Raw genomic sequence first — 15444 nt, 5'->3', positions numbered from 1 at the left:
GCCTGAAGATTCTTCCATTCAGGACGTTACTCTTTTATCAAAATAACCGTTTTTTCCGCTCCGTCCGACTGCCGAATACCAGCAGGGAAATGCCGGACAGCAGTCCAAACAGGGCCAGTCCGCGCTTGGTCTGGTTCTGTCCCGTCTTGGGCAGGGCGGCAAGAGGCGTCTCCTCCTCAGCGATCAGCACCGGGCTGTCGCTCATGGGAACCTCTGCCTCCGGAATATCTGCCAGCGGTACCTGGCCGTCATCAATCATCACTCCCGGTCCCGGATTCCGGTCTCCCGGGGTGACAACGCTGCCGCCACCGCTGCTGTTTCCGCCGCCACCGTTTCCACCACCGGAAGGAGTGCTCGGCGTCCGGTCATAAAATACGTTGATCACCACATTTCCCGTCATATTGGTGCCGGACACGGCTCCCTCCATGTTTCGGAAGGTGTAGCCGGAGATCTCCTTTTTCAGGGCCTCATCTCCGCTGACATCGTAGGAATCTCCCTCCGTCCACTCTGTAGTGCCATCTGCGTTCTTTAACAGGACGCTGTCGGAAATCTGCTGATGGTTGCCGTCCTCGCTCCACTGAAGGTAATTGACGGTGATGGTGTACTTGTTGATGGGCAGCCATTTGGCGTAAACGGTCACGCTGCCGTCCACCGGAACGTCTCCGTCAAACAGTACGGCGCCGTTTCTCACATCCAGCTGCTCGTAGAGGGCCGCCCAGTTTCCTGCCGCGGCGTACTCCGCCGCCTTCTGTCCGTCCGCCGGGATAAACCAGCCGCCAAAGTTCAAGCCGTCTTTCTTCGCCTCCGGTTTCGTGCGCTCAGAAAGGTTCAGGCCGCCGCCGTTGATCACCACGTCATCGGCAAACCGAGCATTTTCCCGGACGGTGGCTGTGTTAGCGCTTGCGATCGCGCCCTCCGTGGCATCGTAGGAAACGGTGCCCACGGTGGTCCAGACGTAGGCGTTTCCTGCGCCGCTGTCCAGATCCTCTCCGCTTTCATTGTAGCGGAAACCGTAGCTTACCGGCGTCTCTCCGTCCAGGTAAGTAAAGGACCAGATTCCATCTCCGGCATTCTTTAAAAGAGTTCCGTGATCGTACCCCTCATGCAGGTCGAACCGGTACACTGGAGTGCCGTTGGTATTGATGGGGTTTTTGGTCATCTTCGGGCTGTAGGCGCCGCCTGCCAGTACCTGGGCGTAAGCCGGGTAGGTGATGGGGGAGCTGGCCTGGAGGGAGCCGTTTTGTACCTGGATGTCACCTTTGTATTCACCCAGGAAACTCTTATAATATAATTTTCCATCTCCATCCTCATCGCTACTACCATTTAATGTAACGACTGTTTCTTCGGATGAAAGGATCATAACGGCTGTTCCGTCAGCACTACCTGCGTATCCAGTGTATGCTGTGGTCGCCCCATCATCCAGCACAATGCTGTCTTCTAACCGCAGTTCACTGACATTCTTTATGCCGGTGGTCCGGTTTCCATTCACATTCAATGTGCTGTTTGTCACTGTCGCCGGTGCTTTGAAACTGATTCCTGTGCTGTTTTCAGCCGCAGTAATTTTTGTACTGTCTGAAATGTTTGCTGTTCCGCTTAACTCGATGCCGGTAGAATTATCATTGGCATGGATCTCACAGTCTTTGATTACAATTTCATCATAGCCGATCATCGGTTTGCTGGCATTGATTCCAATGCTGTTGTTTCCATTGGCCTCTACGGTATAGCCTTCCATATACAGGCCTGCCGCCGCTGAGGAACCGCCTCCCAGACCTTTTCCTTTGTTGTTGTTCATTACCAGACGATTTGACCCGTCGGAAACAAATTTGTAATGTCCGTAGCTGAAACCATCTCCGCTGGAGGTGAACCCTTTATTGGTTCCATTCCCGCTGGTTTCCACATCTGAGTAAATGAATATAAAGGTCTGTCCAGTTTTGGCATTACTGGACTGTATACCGTTCAAACCATTATTATTTGCCTTAAAAATACCATTGGTAAGCTCAAATGTAAAATTGATACTGGCCTCATCATTTACCACAAGCCCGCTTTCATTTTTTCCTTTATGATTGGAAAAGCTGACATAGCTATTATTTCCTGTAAATCCCTTAACGGCATTTTGAACATAAACACCATAGCCAGATGAAACATTGCTGCCCTCCACGCTGAAACCTGCATGGTTTGTCGTAATGGTTCCGCTACTCCACAACACCGAATATGGAGCCCCATCCCCTCTGATTTGCAGGTCAATCTCTGTGATCTCCACATCTCCGTTAATTCTTACGACTCCTTTGTCCTGCTTTACAATCAGCTTATCCGCGCCTTCAAATATTTCATCTTCCTCCATCTCCAGCGTGGCGTCCTCCGGGAAGATAAACTCATGCAGGCCCTGAACCGTCGCGTTATTCAGACTAAGTCCTTTCACCGTAACGGTTCCGTCCACTGTAAGAGTCTTATCGGCAACAGAAAAGGTTTTGTCTGAATAATCTCCGGCTTGAACAATGACTTCTTCTTTATCTGTGCTTTTCAGAACCTCATTGATCTCGCTCTGCTCCATCCCCGGCTTGATGTCATACTCCACCAGATCCAGCGCCATCGCCCCATCCAGCTGTACCTCAATCACCGTATCTTCCGTCACATCCTCCAGGTAATAGTAGGCCACACTGTTTTCCAGCTCACTGCCGGTGGCGGTATGATCTGCCTGAAGTTCTTCTTCGTTGGCATAGACAAAGGCCACGGCGTAGCCTTCTTCCAGCTCTACCTGGAACGCGAGATCCTCGCCCACCTTCACCTGGTCAGGGCCGTTCACTATGGCGCCATCTTCCGGAGTTACAACGTACTCGATTCCGACCTTATCTTCGGCGCTGTCCTGTCCATCCGTCGGGCCGCTCTGCGGCGCTCCATCCTGGGGCATACTGTTCGTCAGGCCGCCGTTTTCACCGCCTTCGGTTCCTTCGTTCTCACCGTCTCCGGTGCCTTCGTTCTCGCCGCCCTCGGTTCCTTCGTTCTCGCCGTCCCCGGTTCCTTCGTCCTCGCCGTCTCCGGTTTCTTCGTTCTCTCCGTCTCCGGTTCCTTCATCCTCGCCGTCTCCGGTTCCTTCGTTCTCACCATCTCCGGTTCCTTCGTTCTCACCGTCCCCGGTTCCTTCATCCTCGCCGTCTCCGGTTTCTTCGTTCTCTCCGTCCCCGGTTCCTTCGTTCTCTCCGTCTCCGGTTCCTTCGTTCTCTCCATCCCCGGTTCCTTCGTTCTCGCCATCTCCGGTTCCTTCGTTCTCGCCGTCTCCGGTTCCTTCCAGTCCGCCGGTTCCTTCGTTCTCGCCGTCCCCGGTTTCTTCCAGTCCGCCGGTTCCTTCGTTCTCGCCGTCCCCGGTTTCTTCCAGTCCGCCGGTTTCATCCTCCATATCGTAGGATGACTCCACGCCGGTTTCCTCCGCAAAGCTCACCAGCATTCCCACACCGGCGCCGTTGCTGGCCAGCACACTGGCCAACGCCATCGCCAACGCTTTCTTGTACCGTTTCTGGCGCGGAGGCCTTCTTCTGCTCTGCCCTCTCATTCACATTCACTCCTTTTTTGATCATTGATGTCCGGCAAAATGCCGTCTATCTCTAGGAGTATAACAGAGTCAATGTTACAAACAGAGTAATTTACCCCCCCCCCTATTTTTTTATTTCATAATTTTTTCACATTTTTTCTAGCTTTTTTCATATCCAAAAACAGATACCCCCATTTAAACCGTAAAATCATACCTAATACCCAAAAAAAGTGTGAGCAACAGCGCACACTCGCGCCGGAACGCGGCTGCGTCAGCAGCCATATTCCTCTGCGCGAAGTGCGCCTCCCGCCGGAGACTTTTGTGTCATAGGGAACGCAGTTTCCTATGACACAAAAAAGGGACTGCCCAGCCCTTCCAGCTGAACAGTCCCTCTCTCAAACCCGTCCTTATACTCTGGACAGGTACTCGCCCGTACGGGTATCAATCTTTAACTTGTCGCCGATGTTTACAAACAGCGGAACATTGATCACGGCGCCGGTCTCCAGAGTTGCCGGTTTCGTCGCGCCGGTAGCGGTGTCGCCCTTAAAGCCCGGCTCGGTGTCGGTCACCTCAAGCTCTACAAATAACGGCGGCTCTACGGAGAACACGTTTCCATTGTAGGAGCAGATCTTGCACATATCGTTCTCCTTCACGAACTTCAGCGCGTCGCCGATGGTCTCGCTGTTGAGAGCGATCTGATCGTAGGTCTCCACGTTCATGAAATGGAACAGGTCGCCGTCAGAATACAGATACTGCATATCCACGCGGTCAATTCTCGCAGCCGGGAACTTCTCGGTGGGGCGGAAGGTTCTCTCAACCACGCCGCCGCTGATCACGTTCTTGATCTTCGTTCTAACGAACGCAGCGCCCTTTCCCGGTTTTACGTGCTGGAACTCGATGATCTGGCAAACGTTGCCATCAATCTCAAGAGTCATGCCGTTTCTAAAATCACCAGCTGATATCATAAATGATATTCCTCCTTAAATTCTTTTCTCTCATACTTGCTAAAATCAATCGTATCTATTCTATACTAAAACCAGGGTATTTTCAACACCTTTTTACAATTTTTGTAGAAGCTTTAACAGATCGCAGCACTCGTCTGGGTCCTCATCAATCCATTGCCATGCGCTCAAAAAAGGAAAAAAATCAGATTCTCGTTTCAAATTGAGCATCCCCACTTCCAGACAGCCATACTCTCCCTCGCCTCCGGCAAATACCAGCTGATAAGGATCCTCGCTGATGTTCTTTACACACCCGGCACGATTCTGAAACGCGGCTTCCGCTACGGCTCTCACCCTTTGTAATTGCGTTTCCGAAATATCATGACGAATCTCTATTACGCTTTTATAAATCACTCGTTCCATTGTTTTCACACCTTTTTTACGTCCTCGCCGTGAGGAAATATACCTCACCAATCCTGCGCCCTTTCTGAAAGCACCGCTCTCAAAGAGACTTTTTAGAGCTCTATCTTCCCGTGAGATAATCCATAGCCAGGGCGTAGCCCTTTAAGCCCAGCCCCACCACCTGGCCGTCGCAGACCGGCGCGGTGACAGAGGTGTGGCGGAACTCCTCCCGCTTGTGCACGTTGGAAATGTGTACCTCCACCTTCGGCATGGAGACGGATGCCAGAGCGTCCCGCACGGCGTAGCTGTAATGGGTGAAGGCGCCGGGGTTTATGATAATGCCCTCTGTGCCGTCGCTGTAGGCCGCCTGGATGCGGTCGATGATGCCTCCCTCGTAGTTGCTCTGGAACACCTCCACCTCATGGCCCTCCGCCCGGCCCTTGTCCTCCAGGCTCCGCACCAGGCTCTCATAATTTTCCGTTCCGTAAATCCCCTTTTCCCGGATTCCCAGGAAATTGATGTTGGGGCCGTTGATCACCAGTATTTTCATGATTCTTCCTCCCTGTTTACCAGCCCGTAGACGAACTCCGCCAGCTCCTCCTGCGTCCGCTCGTCCGTGTCCACGGAAAAATGGCAGGCGTCCAGATAGGCCGCCTCCCGCGCCGCCAAAAGCTCCCGCACCCGTTTCTCCGGGTCATGGCCCTTTAGCATGGGCCGGGTGTCATCCCCCTTTAACCGCTCGCACACCGTCTCCGGCCGGCTCTTTAAATATACCACCGTCCCGGCCGCCTTTAACAGCCGTCTGTTTTCCTCCCGCAGAGGCAGTCCGCCTCCCACGGACACCACCGTATTCCGCATCCGGTCGCCGATTTCCCGCACCGTCTCCGTCTCCATCCGGCGGAAGGCCTCCTCGCCCTCCTCCGCGAAAATGGCGTTGATGGTCTTTCCCGCCCGGGCCTCGATGAGGGCGTCCGTATCCAGAAATTCCTTCCCGTAGCGGCTGGCGTAAGCCTGTCCCACCGTGGTCTTTCCCGCGCCCATAAAGCCGATGAGGATCACATTTCCGTCCCGGCCCGCCAGCTTTTCTTCCATGCGGCGGCGGATCTCCTTCACAGCGGCAGCGCTCACCTTTACAGCAGGGTTCCACAGCTCGTAGGCGATGACGCCCTGATAAATGAGCATGGAAAGGCCGTTGTAAGCCCGTCCTCCCGCCTGTTTCACCAGTTTCATAAACCGGGTCTCAAAGGGGGTGTAGACAATGTCAAAGCCGGTGTGGATCTTTCTGTAAAATGCTTCGTCCTCGATGGGCGCTTCCTCCGTCTTTGGAGCCATGCCCACGCTGGTGGACTGGATGCAGAGGTAAGAGCCCTCCGGGATGCCCCCGTACTCCTCAAGGCCCATGGGGAAAAATACCTCCCGGCCAAATTTCCCGTTCATCTCCTCCGCCAGGGAAACGGCCCGCTCCCGGTTCCGGTTTAACAGGTACACCCGTTTCGCCCCGTGGACGCCCAGGGTGTAGGCCGCCGCCTTTCCGGCGCCTCCCGCCCCCAACAGGATGCACTCCTCTCCCTCGATGGAAATGCCCTCCTCCGCCATAGCCCGGTACAGGCCGGGGGCATCCGTATTATAGCCCTTATATCCGCCTTCCATCCGCACCAGGGTGTTCACCGCGCCGATGGCGGCCGCCCCCTCGTCGATTTCCTTTAAAAAGGGCATCACCTGCTGCTTGTAGGGAACGGTCACATTCATCCCCAGAAGATTCATGGCGTAGGCGCCCTTTACCGCCTCCTCCACCATCCCCGGCTCCACTTTCAAGGGGACGTAGGCCAGATTTACCCCCGTCGCCCCGGCAAAGAAATTCTGCATCATCGGCGAGTAGGAATGCTCCACCGGATTTGCCATGATGCCGCACACCCTTGTCTTTCCGTCAATCACGGTCCTTCCTCCTTCTCTTTTCCTTTTCGTAGCGCCAGAGGATCAGTTTTTCCGGATAGCGCTTGAGCACAATCTGGATTTCCTCCTTCGGGTTGATGGGCTTTACCAGGATGCTGTAAAGCCCCGCCCGGTTGGCCCCGTACACGTCGGTGAACAGCTGATCCCCCACAAACAGGGTGGACGACGAATCTGTCCCCATCCGCTCCATGGCTCTCTCGTAGCCCTTTTTCGACGGTTTCCCCGCCTTGTAAATGTAGGCGGAGCCCACAGCCGCCGCAAAGGGGGCCACCCGCCGTTCCTTATTATTGGAAAGAAGGCAGGTCTGAAGGCCCATGGCGTGGAGACGGCGAAACAGCTCCACCGCCCGCTCATCCGCCGGGGCATCGTGGGGCACCAGGGTATTGTCAATGTCAAAAATGACCCCCCGGATCCCCTTTTCCTTCATATTCTCATAGGGGATCTCGTAGGCCGAGGCCAGATAGCGTTTTGGGTAAAATGCTCGGAACATAGGCTATTTTTTCAGCAGCTTGCTGATCTCCTCCATAAATGTATTCACGTCCTTAAATTCCCGGTAAACGGAGGCGAAACGCACATAGGCCACCTCGTCTAAATCCTTGAGCTTTTTCATCACCAGCTCACCGATGGCAGAGGTCTCGATCTCCCGCTCCTCCCGGTTGAAAATCTCCGTCTCGATGGAATCAATCATGGAGTTGATCTGCTGGGTGGAAACGGGGCGCTTGTGGCAGGAATGGATGATGCCCGCCTCGATTTTGGCCCGGTCGTAGGTCTCTCTGGAATTATCCTTCTTGATCACCATGAGAGGCATGGTTTCCAGTTTTTCGTATGTGGTGAAACGCTTTCCGCAGGTTTCACACTGTCTGCGGCGGCGGATGGAGCTGTTGTCGTCCGCCGGTCTGGAATCAATCACTTTGGTATCGGCAGCATTACAAAATGGACATTTCACGGTGTTTCCTCCTGAGTGCGGGCGCCCTTTCGGCCCCGATATTTTCATTTATTTTACCTTAGGGCGGAGAAATCCGCAAGTATTTTCCTGTTTTACAGGCGTCCCCAGCCCCCGCATTTCCGGAAATTCACGGCTACCAGGCCTGGTAAACGTCTCTGTTCCCGCCGCCGGTCTACAGCAGCGCGGCGTTTGAAAGGATGTAAAATTCCTCCTGGCTGGGCTGCCAGCCCTTTTCCATAGGTGCAAACTGCCGGTCAAAGGCCTCCGCCTCCCCCTCGTCAAAGTCGAAGGCCGGGCTCTGAACATACGTCCATTTCCGTCCGGCCAGGACGCCGGGTTTTAACTCCTTTACCAGCATGGCCGCCGGGTACGTCCCTCCTTCCAGGCTCACCTGGTATTTTTTGCAGCTCTGGAACCCGCGGCTTACGTAGTTGGCGGGGCTGCCGAAAATCACCACGGCCTCGCCGCCCAGGCGCTCTGCCCTGGCCAGGGACTCCTCCAGCAGCCGTTTTCCGTAGCCCTGACGCTGATACTCCAGGGCGGTGCAAAAAGGGCCGAAGGTGAGAATGGATTTCTCCTCCCCGGACTTGTCCACCAGCCGCGCCCTGGTGTACATGACGGAGGCGATGATCTGCCCGTCCAGTTCCAGCACCAGATCCAGCTCCGGCAGGAAATCCCTGTGGGGGCGGATGATATGAGCCAGGTAATGCTCGTGGCAGCCCGGCACGTACTGGTTCCAGAAGGAGCGGCGGATCAGTTCCTCCACTGCCCGGTAATCGGTTGGTGTCTCATTTCGAATGGTAATCATGGTATCCTCCTTTCGGTTTTTCGCGGAAGGGCGGATGGTTCCCCGTTCTCAGGCTGGCCGTCCTTTCCGGTTTTGCGGCCGCCTGGCGGGGCGGCTCCCTGTCATGTTGCCCTGTCATTTTCCCCGGGAAGACCGCCTGTCTCCTTTGATCCTCCCATTTTATCACAGAGCCCCGCCGCCTTCCATCTCTTTTTAATCCCTGCACTTCTCCTCCACATCCTTCCGTTTCACATCCACCAGAATAATGTCCTCGCCGATCTGGCAGATGTCGCAGAAGGGGATCACGTACTCCTTTTCATGGCCCAGAAAGCCGCAGATGCAGCCCGGCCCCGGCACAATCAGGGCGCAGATGCAGCCGGTGTGGATGTCAAAATCCACGTCCCCCACGAATCCCAGCCGCTTGCAGTCGTTGATGTTGATGACCTCTTTCCGTTTGAGCTCGCAAATCCTCATCCGCCGCCTCCTAAAGCCTCTTACGACCAGTTTATGCCAATGGGAAAGGGATTGTGAAAGCCCCGTAAAATTCCCCGTCCTCTCTTGCAAAACCGCCGTCCGCGATGGTAAAATAAAGTCGTGGCGCTTTACAAAAGTGCTCTGGCAGCCCGGAAAAGCAAAACAGGCGGGCTGCGGAAAGGAATCTCTATGAGCATCGTTGATTTACATATGCACACGTTTTTCAGCACAGACGGGGAGTTTTCCCCAGAAACCCTGATCGGCCTGTGCAGCCAGGCGAACCTGCGCCTGATCGCCGTCACCGACCACAACTGCGTCCGGGGTATCGCTCCCGCTATGGAAGCCGCCAAGTTAGCCGGCATCCGCCTCATCCCCGGCACGGAGCTGGACTGCATTCTGGATGGGATTTACCTCCATCTGCTGGGCTACGGCATCGACTGGACGGACCGGCGTTTTAAAGAGCTGGAGGAGGACGTGCTGGCGCAGGAACGGAAAAAATCCGGCCGGATGCTGGAGTTTGCCCACCGGGAGCTGGGACTTCAGTTTAACGATGAGGTTTGCCTGGAACTGGCCCACGACGGCATCATCACCGGGGAAATCATCGGCGAAACGGCTTTATCCGACAGCCGGAACCTGGAAAATCCCATTCTGACCCCATACCAGGCCGGCGGAAACCGCAGTGACAATCCCTTCGTAAACTTTTACTGGGACTATTTTTCCCAGGGAACCCCTGGATTTATTCCCACTCACTATATCTCCTTCCACGAGGCAAACCAGCTGATTCTGGAGACCGGCGGATTCTCCGTGCTGGCCCACCCGGCCATCACTGTGGGCCGGGACGAGGCCCGCATCCGTCAGATGGCGGAGGCGGGAATGCGGGGCATGGAGGTGTACAGCAGCTACCACAGCCCGGAGGATCTGGAGTATTTCGGAGGGCTGGCGGATCGGATCGGGCTTTTAAAAACCATCGGCAGCGATTTCCACGGAAAGACAAAGCCGGCGGTGCGCCTGGGATTCCGGGACGGGGATTTCGGCCAGGACGGCCTTTACCGCCTCCTCAGCCAGGAATTTTTCCCAGGAGAACCGGCAGAGCCGTAACCTTCCTCTGACCTTACGAAAGGAGAACCAGCTATGACCATAAAATGTCCCAAATGCGGCCTGACGGCAAACGGAGCGGCGGGAAACTGCCCCTTCTGCGGCGTCGCCATGAGGCCCGTGGACCAGACAGCCCCACCGGCGGAATATGAAAACGGACACCGGGAATCTCACAGGGCGGACGAATGTTTGGAAACGGATCCTGTTTCGGCAGACTGCGATTCCCTGGTTCCGCCAGGTGGCTCGGATTCCATGCCCTCTCCTGGTGACACGGACTTCGATTCTCCGTCCTCACCAGGCGACACCGGCTCTGACTCTATGTCTTCCCCCTACGGCACCGGCTCCGACTCTATTCCCACCTCTGACGGCACCGGCTCCGACGCCTCCTCCATGCCGCCGGAAGGAATGGAGTGGCAGCGGGATTCTGCCTCAGCCCAGGAGCCTCATCCCCCAACGGCCTGTGATCCTGGCTCCTGTCCGCAGCAGAAACAGTCCCTGCCTCCGTCCGTGCTCAGCATCCTGGCGCTGATTTTTTCCTTCCTCTGCAACTGTGTGGGGCTGATCCTGGCCATCGTGGACTTAGGCATCCACGACCGGAAACACAGCCACACCCTGGCCAAAGCCGCCCTGATCATCTCCATCATTCACCTGGTTCTGATCGCTGGCCTGTCCATCTTAGTGGCGTTTCCGCCAGACCTGTCGGAATCCGGGGACTGGGAGGAAGATTGGGAGGAGGACTGGGACGGCCCGTCGGAGTACGGCCCCTTCACCCAGGTGGAGCTGCCCCTCCAGGAGCTGGTTTCCCAGGACGGAATCTCCATCACCGCCACCGCCTTCTTTGCCGACGGCTCCTGGGGCCCGGAGATCACCCTCTCCGTGGAAAATGCCACCGGCCGGGACATCTATGTACAGGCGGAGGACTCCTCCGTAAACGGCTATATGAACTACGCCGACTTCTACGCCGACGTGGAGGACGGAGCCGTTTCCACCTCCACCCTGGACTTAAACGGCTACGGCTTAAACATCTGCGGCATCCGCACCGTCAGCCAGGTAGAAACCAGTTTTTCAGCCTACGACGCGGAGGACGGACGGCTCCTGTTTCAGTCCGGGCCGGTTTCTATCCTCACCGATGCCGGGGAGGACAGCCTTCCTCCCCTTCCGGAGCGCCAGGTTATCTTTGAAGAAAACGGCGTCACCGTTTCCGTTCTCCCCATCCCGGAAACCAGCGATCTGATGCCGGAGGACGGCCCTCTCCTCCTGGTGGAAAACCACCGGGACACCGCTGTCACCGTCTACGGCGTCCACGCCATGGTGGACGGAACGAGCGTGTCCCCCTCCTTCTACGTGGACGTTCTTCCCGGAAAGCAGGCGGCGGAACAGCTCTTTTTCTATGAATACCTGGAAAAGGAAAACCGCCTGGAAACCGCCTTTGACGTGTTCGACCGGGAAACGGGGGAGCGGGTGCTGGAGACAGACCTTCTGGAACTTTACGCCCCGCCGGAAAATGGACTGTCAGAAACATTTCTGCCGCCGGAAAACAGCCTGGCAGGCGCATAGAGGGGACACGCGGTTTCTCCCGCGTCTTAAAGTGCGCCCAGCAGCCCACATTGACGCCGGAAACTTTCACAGCATAAGGCACAGGGAACGCCGTTTCCCACAACATAAAAACCCCTGCCGGAACCAGGCATTTCCACCAGGTTCCGGCAGGGGTTCGTCTTATCTCTTTCTTCACATTTCCGCGCCGGAAACATACTCCCCTTCCCGCCGCCTCTTAATATCCAAATAGAAATAAATGTAGGCGCAGCTCATATAAGGCACCGTCCACAAAAAGCCCAGATAGCAGCTCAGAACAGAAAGGAGGATGCTCCCTAAAAAGGACAGCCCCAGCACAATCAACCGCAGCACGTTTCCCCGCATCAGCCTTGCGCTCTCTCCCATGGACACGAACACGCCCTTCTGCCGGTCCTCCACCAGAATCAGGCTGGCCAGGCCGAAAAACAGCTGAAACACAATGCCCAGCACCGTGCCCAGAATCATCAGCAGAAACTCCAGCACCTGCAGCCACTCCGCCCAGGGCTCCAGCTCCGCCGCCACCATCACCACCAGGTAGGGGATGTTCATCACCACGCCCACCAGGGAGACGATCAGATTCAGCCCTACAAAGCGGTACCATCTGTTTTTAAAGGCAAATAAAAGATCCCCGATCCCGTAGGGCTGGCCGGTGCAGACGTTGTAGAAAAACCGGACAGATCCTGCCGTAAACAGAGCGTAAACCATATTAAACACAAACGCCAGCAGCAGAATGACTCCGTAAGTTCCCAAAATCAGCGCAATCCCGTTGGACGAGTTTATGTCACTGGCCACCGCCATGCCGGCCATTACGAAAACGGGGGCAAAAATCAACACGCCGCCTCCCATGCACACCAGGGCCATCACCGTCAAAAGCCCTGCTGAAATGCCGTATTTTCCCACAAGGACGCGCCTTGCCATCCCTTTTAATTCTGATGTCTTCAATCCTCTCTCCATGTCTGTCACCTCCTAGTATGTACTGCCCGCCACAATCAGCAGGACCAGCACCACAATGGACAGCACCAGCCCCAGCGTTCCCGTCACGACCCCGGCCACCGCCTTCGTCTCAAGATGATCCCCGGTCTTCGACTGGAGCCCGCAGATCATCGCCAGGCTCCCTAAGATCATGCCTCCGATCCCCATACAGCAAATCCCCAAAAGGGAACAGATTCCTAGTACCAGGGAGGCCGTGGCCATGTTGTTCTTCGGCGGCATTTCCGGGCCGTCCGAAAACGGGCGGTTCTCCGCAAACGGCGCCGGTTCCTGGAAAAATTCTCTATTTTGATCCATGTTCCTCACTCCTTTTTAAAAATATAGGTCAGTGTATCACAGGATCCCGGTATTTTCAATAGGCGGTTGGGGAATCCGTCCGCTCCCGGTCCATTCAAAAAAAACGAAACCCGGAAAGTCTGATGTGGACAGGTTTTCCGGGTTTCATTCGTAACTTGGGTAGTTTCTCGATTATTGTAAGCGGTGAGAAATTGAGGATAGATGGCCATTCATCATTATGTTTCTTTAAGAGTTTTTTTAAGTCTTTTTGATCCAAGGTAACTTGTAATTTCAATATCCATGATGGATACAGACGAAATTATCATATAAAAATAGTTCAGAAACATAAGGATATGTTCTTTTTTATAACCAAGCTCGTGAGGGAAGATACACTCGTTTTTGAATGTAGATTTGGCATAGTTAAAGTACGCACGATACATTAGTTTATCACCTTCAAAATATGCAAAGCAACAATCATTTAGTGATAGAATCATATTGTGAAAAAGAGATTTGTCTATTCCTGCGTATATATCAGCAAACATAGTATCTATCTCTTTCGCAATATCAATGTCAATGCTCTCGCAAATAAGGAATGTAGCCATCTGATCCCGAACTTTCAGTTTGGCATCAAACTTTGTGTCATCTTCATAGTCCTTAAAAATGTATGGATTAGATCCAATATCGTTTCGCAGATCTTTAATGGCGGACAATTTAACCAATGCTTCTTTTAAGGTTGATTTTGTTAACTTTGACTTTACTTCAATAACACCCGCAACGCATTCAACCGGGAAAAAGCGCTGTTCGTTATTCTCAATAAGGGGAGTATGTTCTCTATCGTAGATAATAATGTCACACTGCGTGCTAATCCTATTCTTGGAAGTAATAATAAATCCGCTTCCAATTGCCAATCGTGTTGGCAAAAACGGGGACAAAAAATTCTTTATTATACCCTCTCGGTACACGCCAAATTCTCCGGGATTAATTAGTTTTCCTTCACTATTTACGAATATTTGCCTTGAAAGATTGATATAATCATATTCAAATTGCTCTATTTTTGATTTAATCAACTTGTCAAAAATTTCGTTCATGCGATTCACCTACCCATTTCTATCTAAGCAGTATGTTTGTTCGGAACATTTATATTTTTAATCTATAAGACCGATACCCATGTTCATAGCACTTTGTTAGTTTCTTGTTGTCCACAAGCGTAGCAAGAATCCGATTCTCCGTTGCCGCCGACACCCCACACAGTTCCCGCACATCGGCATTCATGATATAATCGTGAGTTTTTAGATACTCCTGAATCTTGTTCCAACGAAGGGTTGCCTTGTCCATCTTTTGCTCATTTCATCACTCGCACTAATCACATCCACAAGTGATACTTTGATGGGTGAGAGCATGAACTCAATAAATAGTGTAGATTCTACCGCGTCATTGGGAACATTGATGGCTGCATAATACTCCTGCTGTCAATCATGGATAATAGATTCTACTGGGAGCCAGGTAAACGCCGAATTTCATTTGAAAAGCAACAGCGTATGCCACAAGCGGCCCACACACCCATTTCCATCGGCAAAGGAATATATCAGTTCCCGCTCATAGTGGATCAGGCAGCTGTGAATCCGTATGTACACCTCGTTGGTCTTTGCCCAGTCCATCAGTTCTATCACTAGGTCCGGGACATACTGCGGAAATGTACCGAAATGCAGGACTTGCCCTTCGTTGTCTACCACACTCACAGAGCGGCTGCGGAATACGCCGAACTCTTCCATCAACCCCCGTGCCATAATGCCATGGGCAGTCAGGAGACTGTCCGTGGAATAAGGAATTTCCGCCACATGGTCAATCATTATTTTTATCATACCACACATCATTCATTTCATCAAATAAAACGGAATAAAACGATGGTGTAACTCTACCTGGGGAACCATATAGGCAGACTCCACCTGTCACTTTTCCTCATTCCTGTCAGCATATTCCGGCTATTGCCGATTGGAAATAGAACTTCGCTCCAGTCTGTCTGCTCACTGTTGCCTGTAACGCCTCGATGTATTTCCCGTTTTTCTTTTGCTTTTGTTTTTCCCAAGCAAGGATCTCATGCGCACTAAAGCACCGTTTCTCATCTTCCTTTTCTGCTCCCTCTGTCCCTTCCGTTTTCAAAGGCAACAGCAACTCTGACAAGTCCCTTCCGTTTTTCAAATAGATTCTCAACTGGGCAACATGATCGACTCCTTTTAGACTCCATCCCATTGGCCTGCTGCTCATTCGGGCCGACAATATATGGCTCACATGGCTTTCCGTGCTACTGCCGATATTTTCCTCTGTTTCCTTCAGACGCTCCTGAATCCCCTTCCAATTCCGTCTCAGATAACTCCACGCTTTTTGCAGCTTATTCTGTTTTCTTTCCGTTAACCGGGCATACTTTTCCTGAATCCATTCTTCTACTTTCCTTTTTTGATTTTCTCGGATCCAGGTCAGCAGT

At 53.5% G+C, this 15444-nt stretch carries 16 protein-coding genes; 2 read left to right on the top strand and 14 right to left on the bottom strand.

The features are described from left to right. Positions 1-37 precede the first annotated feature (37 nt). The 9 genes from B5E84_RS06170 to B5E84_RS06125 form a co-directional block, all read right to left on the bottom strand. On the bottom strand, positions 38-3547 hold the full coding sequence (locus B5E84_RS06170) for a doubled motif LPXTG anchor domain-containing protein (protein WP_242963317.1): 3510 nt from the start codon (positions 3545-3547) through the stop codon (positions 38-40). Between the two features lie 386 nt (positions 3548-3933). Continuing rightward, entirely contained in the window at positions 3934-4491 is a 558-nt protein-coding gene (gene efp / locus B5E84_RS06160; RefSeq protein WP_087220766.1) for an elongation factor P, read from the bottom strand. 93 nt (positions 4492-4584) lie between these two features. After that, positions 4585-4890, bottom strand: coding sequence for a hypothetical protein (locus B5E84_RS06155; protein ID WP_087221038.1), 306 nt, complete (start codon positions 4888-4890; stop codon positions 4585-4587). Between the two features lie 100 nt (positions 4891-4990). Then, positions 4991-5419: a type II 3-dehydroquinate dehydratase gene (aroQ, locus tag B5E84_RS06150; RefSeq protein ID WP_087220764.1), complete on the bottom strand. Its 429-nt coding sequence runs from the start codon at positions 5417-5419 to the stop codon at positions 4991-4993. Next, positions 5416-6804: a shikimate dehydrogenase gene (aroE, locus tag B5E84_RS06145; RefSeq protein ID WP_087220761.1), complete on the bottom strand. Its 1389-nt coding sequence runs from the start codon at positions 6802-6804 to the stop codon at positions 5416-5418. Before aroE ends, aroQ begins: the two co-directional genes overlap by 4 nt. After that, complete coding sequence (locus B5E84_RS06140) at positions 6797-7312, bottom strand: YqeG family HAD IIIA-type phosphatase (protein WP_087220758.1); 516 nt, start codon at positions 7310-7312, stop codon at positions 6797-6799. Before B5E84_RS06140 ends, aroE begins: the two co-directional genes overlap by 8 nt. A gap of 3 nt (positions 7313-7315) precedes the next feature. After that, positions 7316-7768 (bottom strand): transcriptional regulator NrdR, encoded by a 453-nt coding sequence (gene nrdR, locus B5E84_RS06135; RefSeq protein ID WP_087220755.1) that lies wholly within the window; start codon positions 7766-7768, stop codon positions 7316-7318. A gap of 172 nt (positions 7769-7940) precedes the next feature. Continuing rightward, positions 7941-8576, bottom strand: a complete 636-nt coding sequence (locus B5E84_RS06130; protein ID WP_087220752.1) for a GNAT family N-acetyltransferase — start codon at positions 8574-8576, stop codon at positions 7941-7943. A 192-nt stretch (positions 8577-8768) separates the two neighbouring features. Next, positions 8769-9029 carry a PRC-barrel domain-containing protein gene (locus tag B5E84_RS06125; RefSeq protein ID WP_087220749.1) on the bottom strand — a complete coding sequence of 87 codons (261 nt, stop codon included), beginning with the start codon at positions 9027-9029 and terminating at the stop codon, positions 8769-8771. A gap of 189 nt (positions 9030-9218) precedes the next feature. Here B5E84_RS06125 and B5E84_RS06120 point away from each other — a divergent pair, with 189 nt between their 5' ends. Next, entirely contained in the window at positions 9219-10127 is a 909-nt protein-coding gene (locus tag B5E84_RS06120; RefSeq protein ID WP_242963316.1) for a PHP domain-containing protein, read from the top strand. Positions 10128-10160: 33 nt separating this feature from the next. Further along, on the top strand, positions 10161-11681 hold the full coding sequence (locus B5E84_RS06115) for a DUF4190 domain-containing protein (RefSeq protein WP_087220746.1): 1521 nt from the start codon (positions 10161-10163) through the stop codon (positions 11679-11681). A 171-nt stretch (positions 11682-11852) separates the two neighbouring features. On the opposite strand, the gene B5E84_RS06110 is transcribed toward B5E84_RS06115, so the two are convergent. From B5E84_RS06110 to B5E84_RS06090, 5 genes are all read right to left on the bottom strand, one after another. After that, positions 11853-12650, bottom strand: a complete 798-nt coding sequence (locus B5E84_RS06110) for a DUF975 family protein (protein WP_087220743.1) — start codon at positions 12648-12650, stop codon at positions 11853-11855. A 12-nt stretch (positions 12651-12662) separates the two neighbouring features. Continuing rightward, positions 12663-12983: a DUF4190 domain-containing protein gene (locus B5E84_RS06105; RefSeq protein ID WP_087220740.1), complete on the bottom strand. Its 321-nt coding sequence runs from the start codon at positions 12981-12983 to the stop codon at positions 12663-12665. 215 nt (positions 12984-13198) lie between these two features. Next, a complete protein-coding gene (locus B5E84_RS06100; protein ID WP_087220737.1) occupies positions 13199-14050 on the bottom strand; it encodes a DUF6602 domain-containing protein in 852 nt (283 codons plus the stop codon). Positions 14051-14479: 429 nt separating this feature from the next. After that, positions 14480-14824 (bottom strand): Fic family protein, encoded by a 345-nt coding sequence (locus tag B5E84_RS21030; RefSeq protein ID WP_242963315.1) that lies wholly within the window; start codon positions 14822-14824, stop codon positions 14480-14482. Between the two features lie 106 nt (positions 14825-14930). After that, positions 14931-15444 (bottom strand): UPF0236 family transposase-like protein (locus B5E84_RS06090; protein WP_204248551.1); only part of this gene is annotated, 514 nt, incomplete at its 5' end.

Origin of the sequence: Lachnoclostridium sp. An14 (assembly GCF_002160755.1) — a bacterium.
Classification (GTDB): Bacteria; Bacillota; Clostridia; order Lachnospirales; family Lachnospiraceae; genus Lachnoclostridium_A.
The sequence above is the reverse complement of the archived record's forward strand: the minus strand, read 5'-3'. Positions and strand labels throughout refer to the sequence as shown.

Bases quoted from the DNA above. Each gene is read 5' to 3' on its own strand.
- B5E84_RS06170 (WP_242963317.1), bottom strand. From the start codon at position 3,547: ATGAGAGGGCAGAGCAGAAGAAGGCCTCCGCGCCAGAAACGGTACAAG.
- efp (WP_087220766.1), bottom strand. From the start codon at position 4,491: ATGATATCAGCTGGTGATTTTAGAAACGGCATGACTCTTGAGATTGAT.
- B5E84_RS06155 (WP_087221038.1), bottom strand. From the start codon at position 4,890: ATGGAACGAGTGATTTATAAAAGCGTAATAGAGATTCGTCATGATATT.
- aroQ (WP_087220764.1), bottom strand. From the start codon at position 5,419: ATGAAAATACTGGTGATCAACGGCCCCAACATCAATTTCCTGGGAATC.
- B5E84_RS06140 (WP_087220758.1), bottom strand. From the start codon at position 7,312: ATGTTCCGAGCATTTTACCCAAAACGCTATCTGGCCTCGGCCTACGAG.
- B5E84_RS06130 (WP_087220752.1), bottom strand. From the start codon at position 8,576: ATGATTACCATTCGAAATGAGACACCAACCGATTACCGGGCAGTGGAG.
- B5E84_RS06125 (WP_087220749.1), bottom strand. From the start codon at position 9,029: ATGAGGATTTGCGAGCTCAAACGGAAAGAGGTCATCAACATCAACGAC.
- B5E84_RS06120 (WP_242963316.1), top strand. From the start codon at position 9,219: ATGAGCATCGTTGATTTACATATGCACACGTTTTTCAGCACAGACGGG.
- B5E84_RS06115 (WP_087220746.1), top strand. From the start codon at position 10,161: ATGACCATAAAATGTCCCAAATGCGGCCTGACGGCAAACGGAGCGGCG.
- B5E84_RS06110 (WP_087220743.1), bottom strand. From the start codon at position 12,650: ATGGAGAGAGGATTGAAGACATCAGAATTAAAAGGGATGGCAAGGCGC.
- B5E84_RS06105 (WP_087220740.1), bottom strand. From the start codon at position 12,983: ATGGATCAAAATAGAGAATTTTTCCAGGAACCGGCGCCGTTTGCGGAG.
- B5E84_RS06100 (WP_087220737.1), bottom strand. From the start codon at position 14,050: ATGAACGAAATTTTTGACAAGTTGATTAAATCAAAAATAGAGCAATTT.
- B5E84_RS21030 (WP_242963315.1), bottom strand. From the start codon at position 14,824: ATGATAAAAATAATGATTGACCATGTGGCGGAAATTCCTTATTCCACG.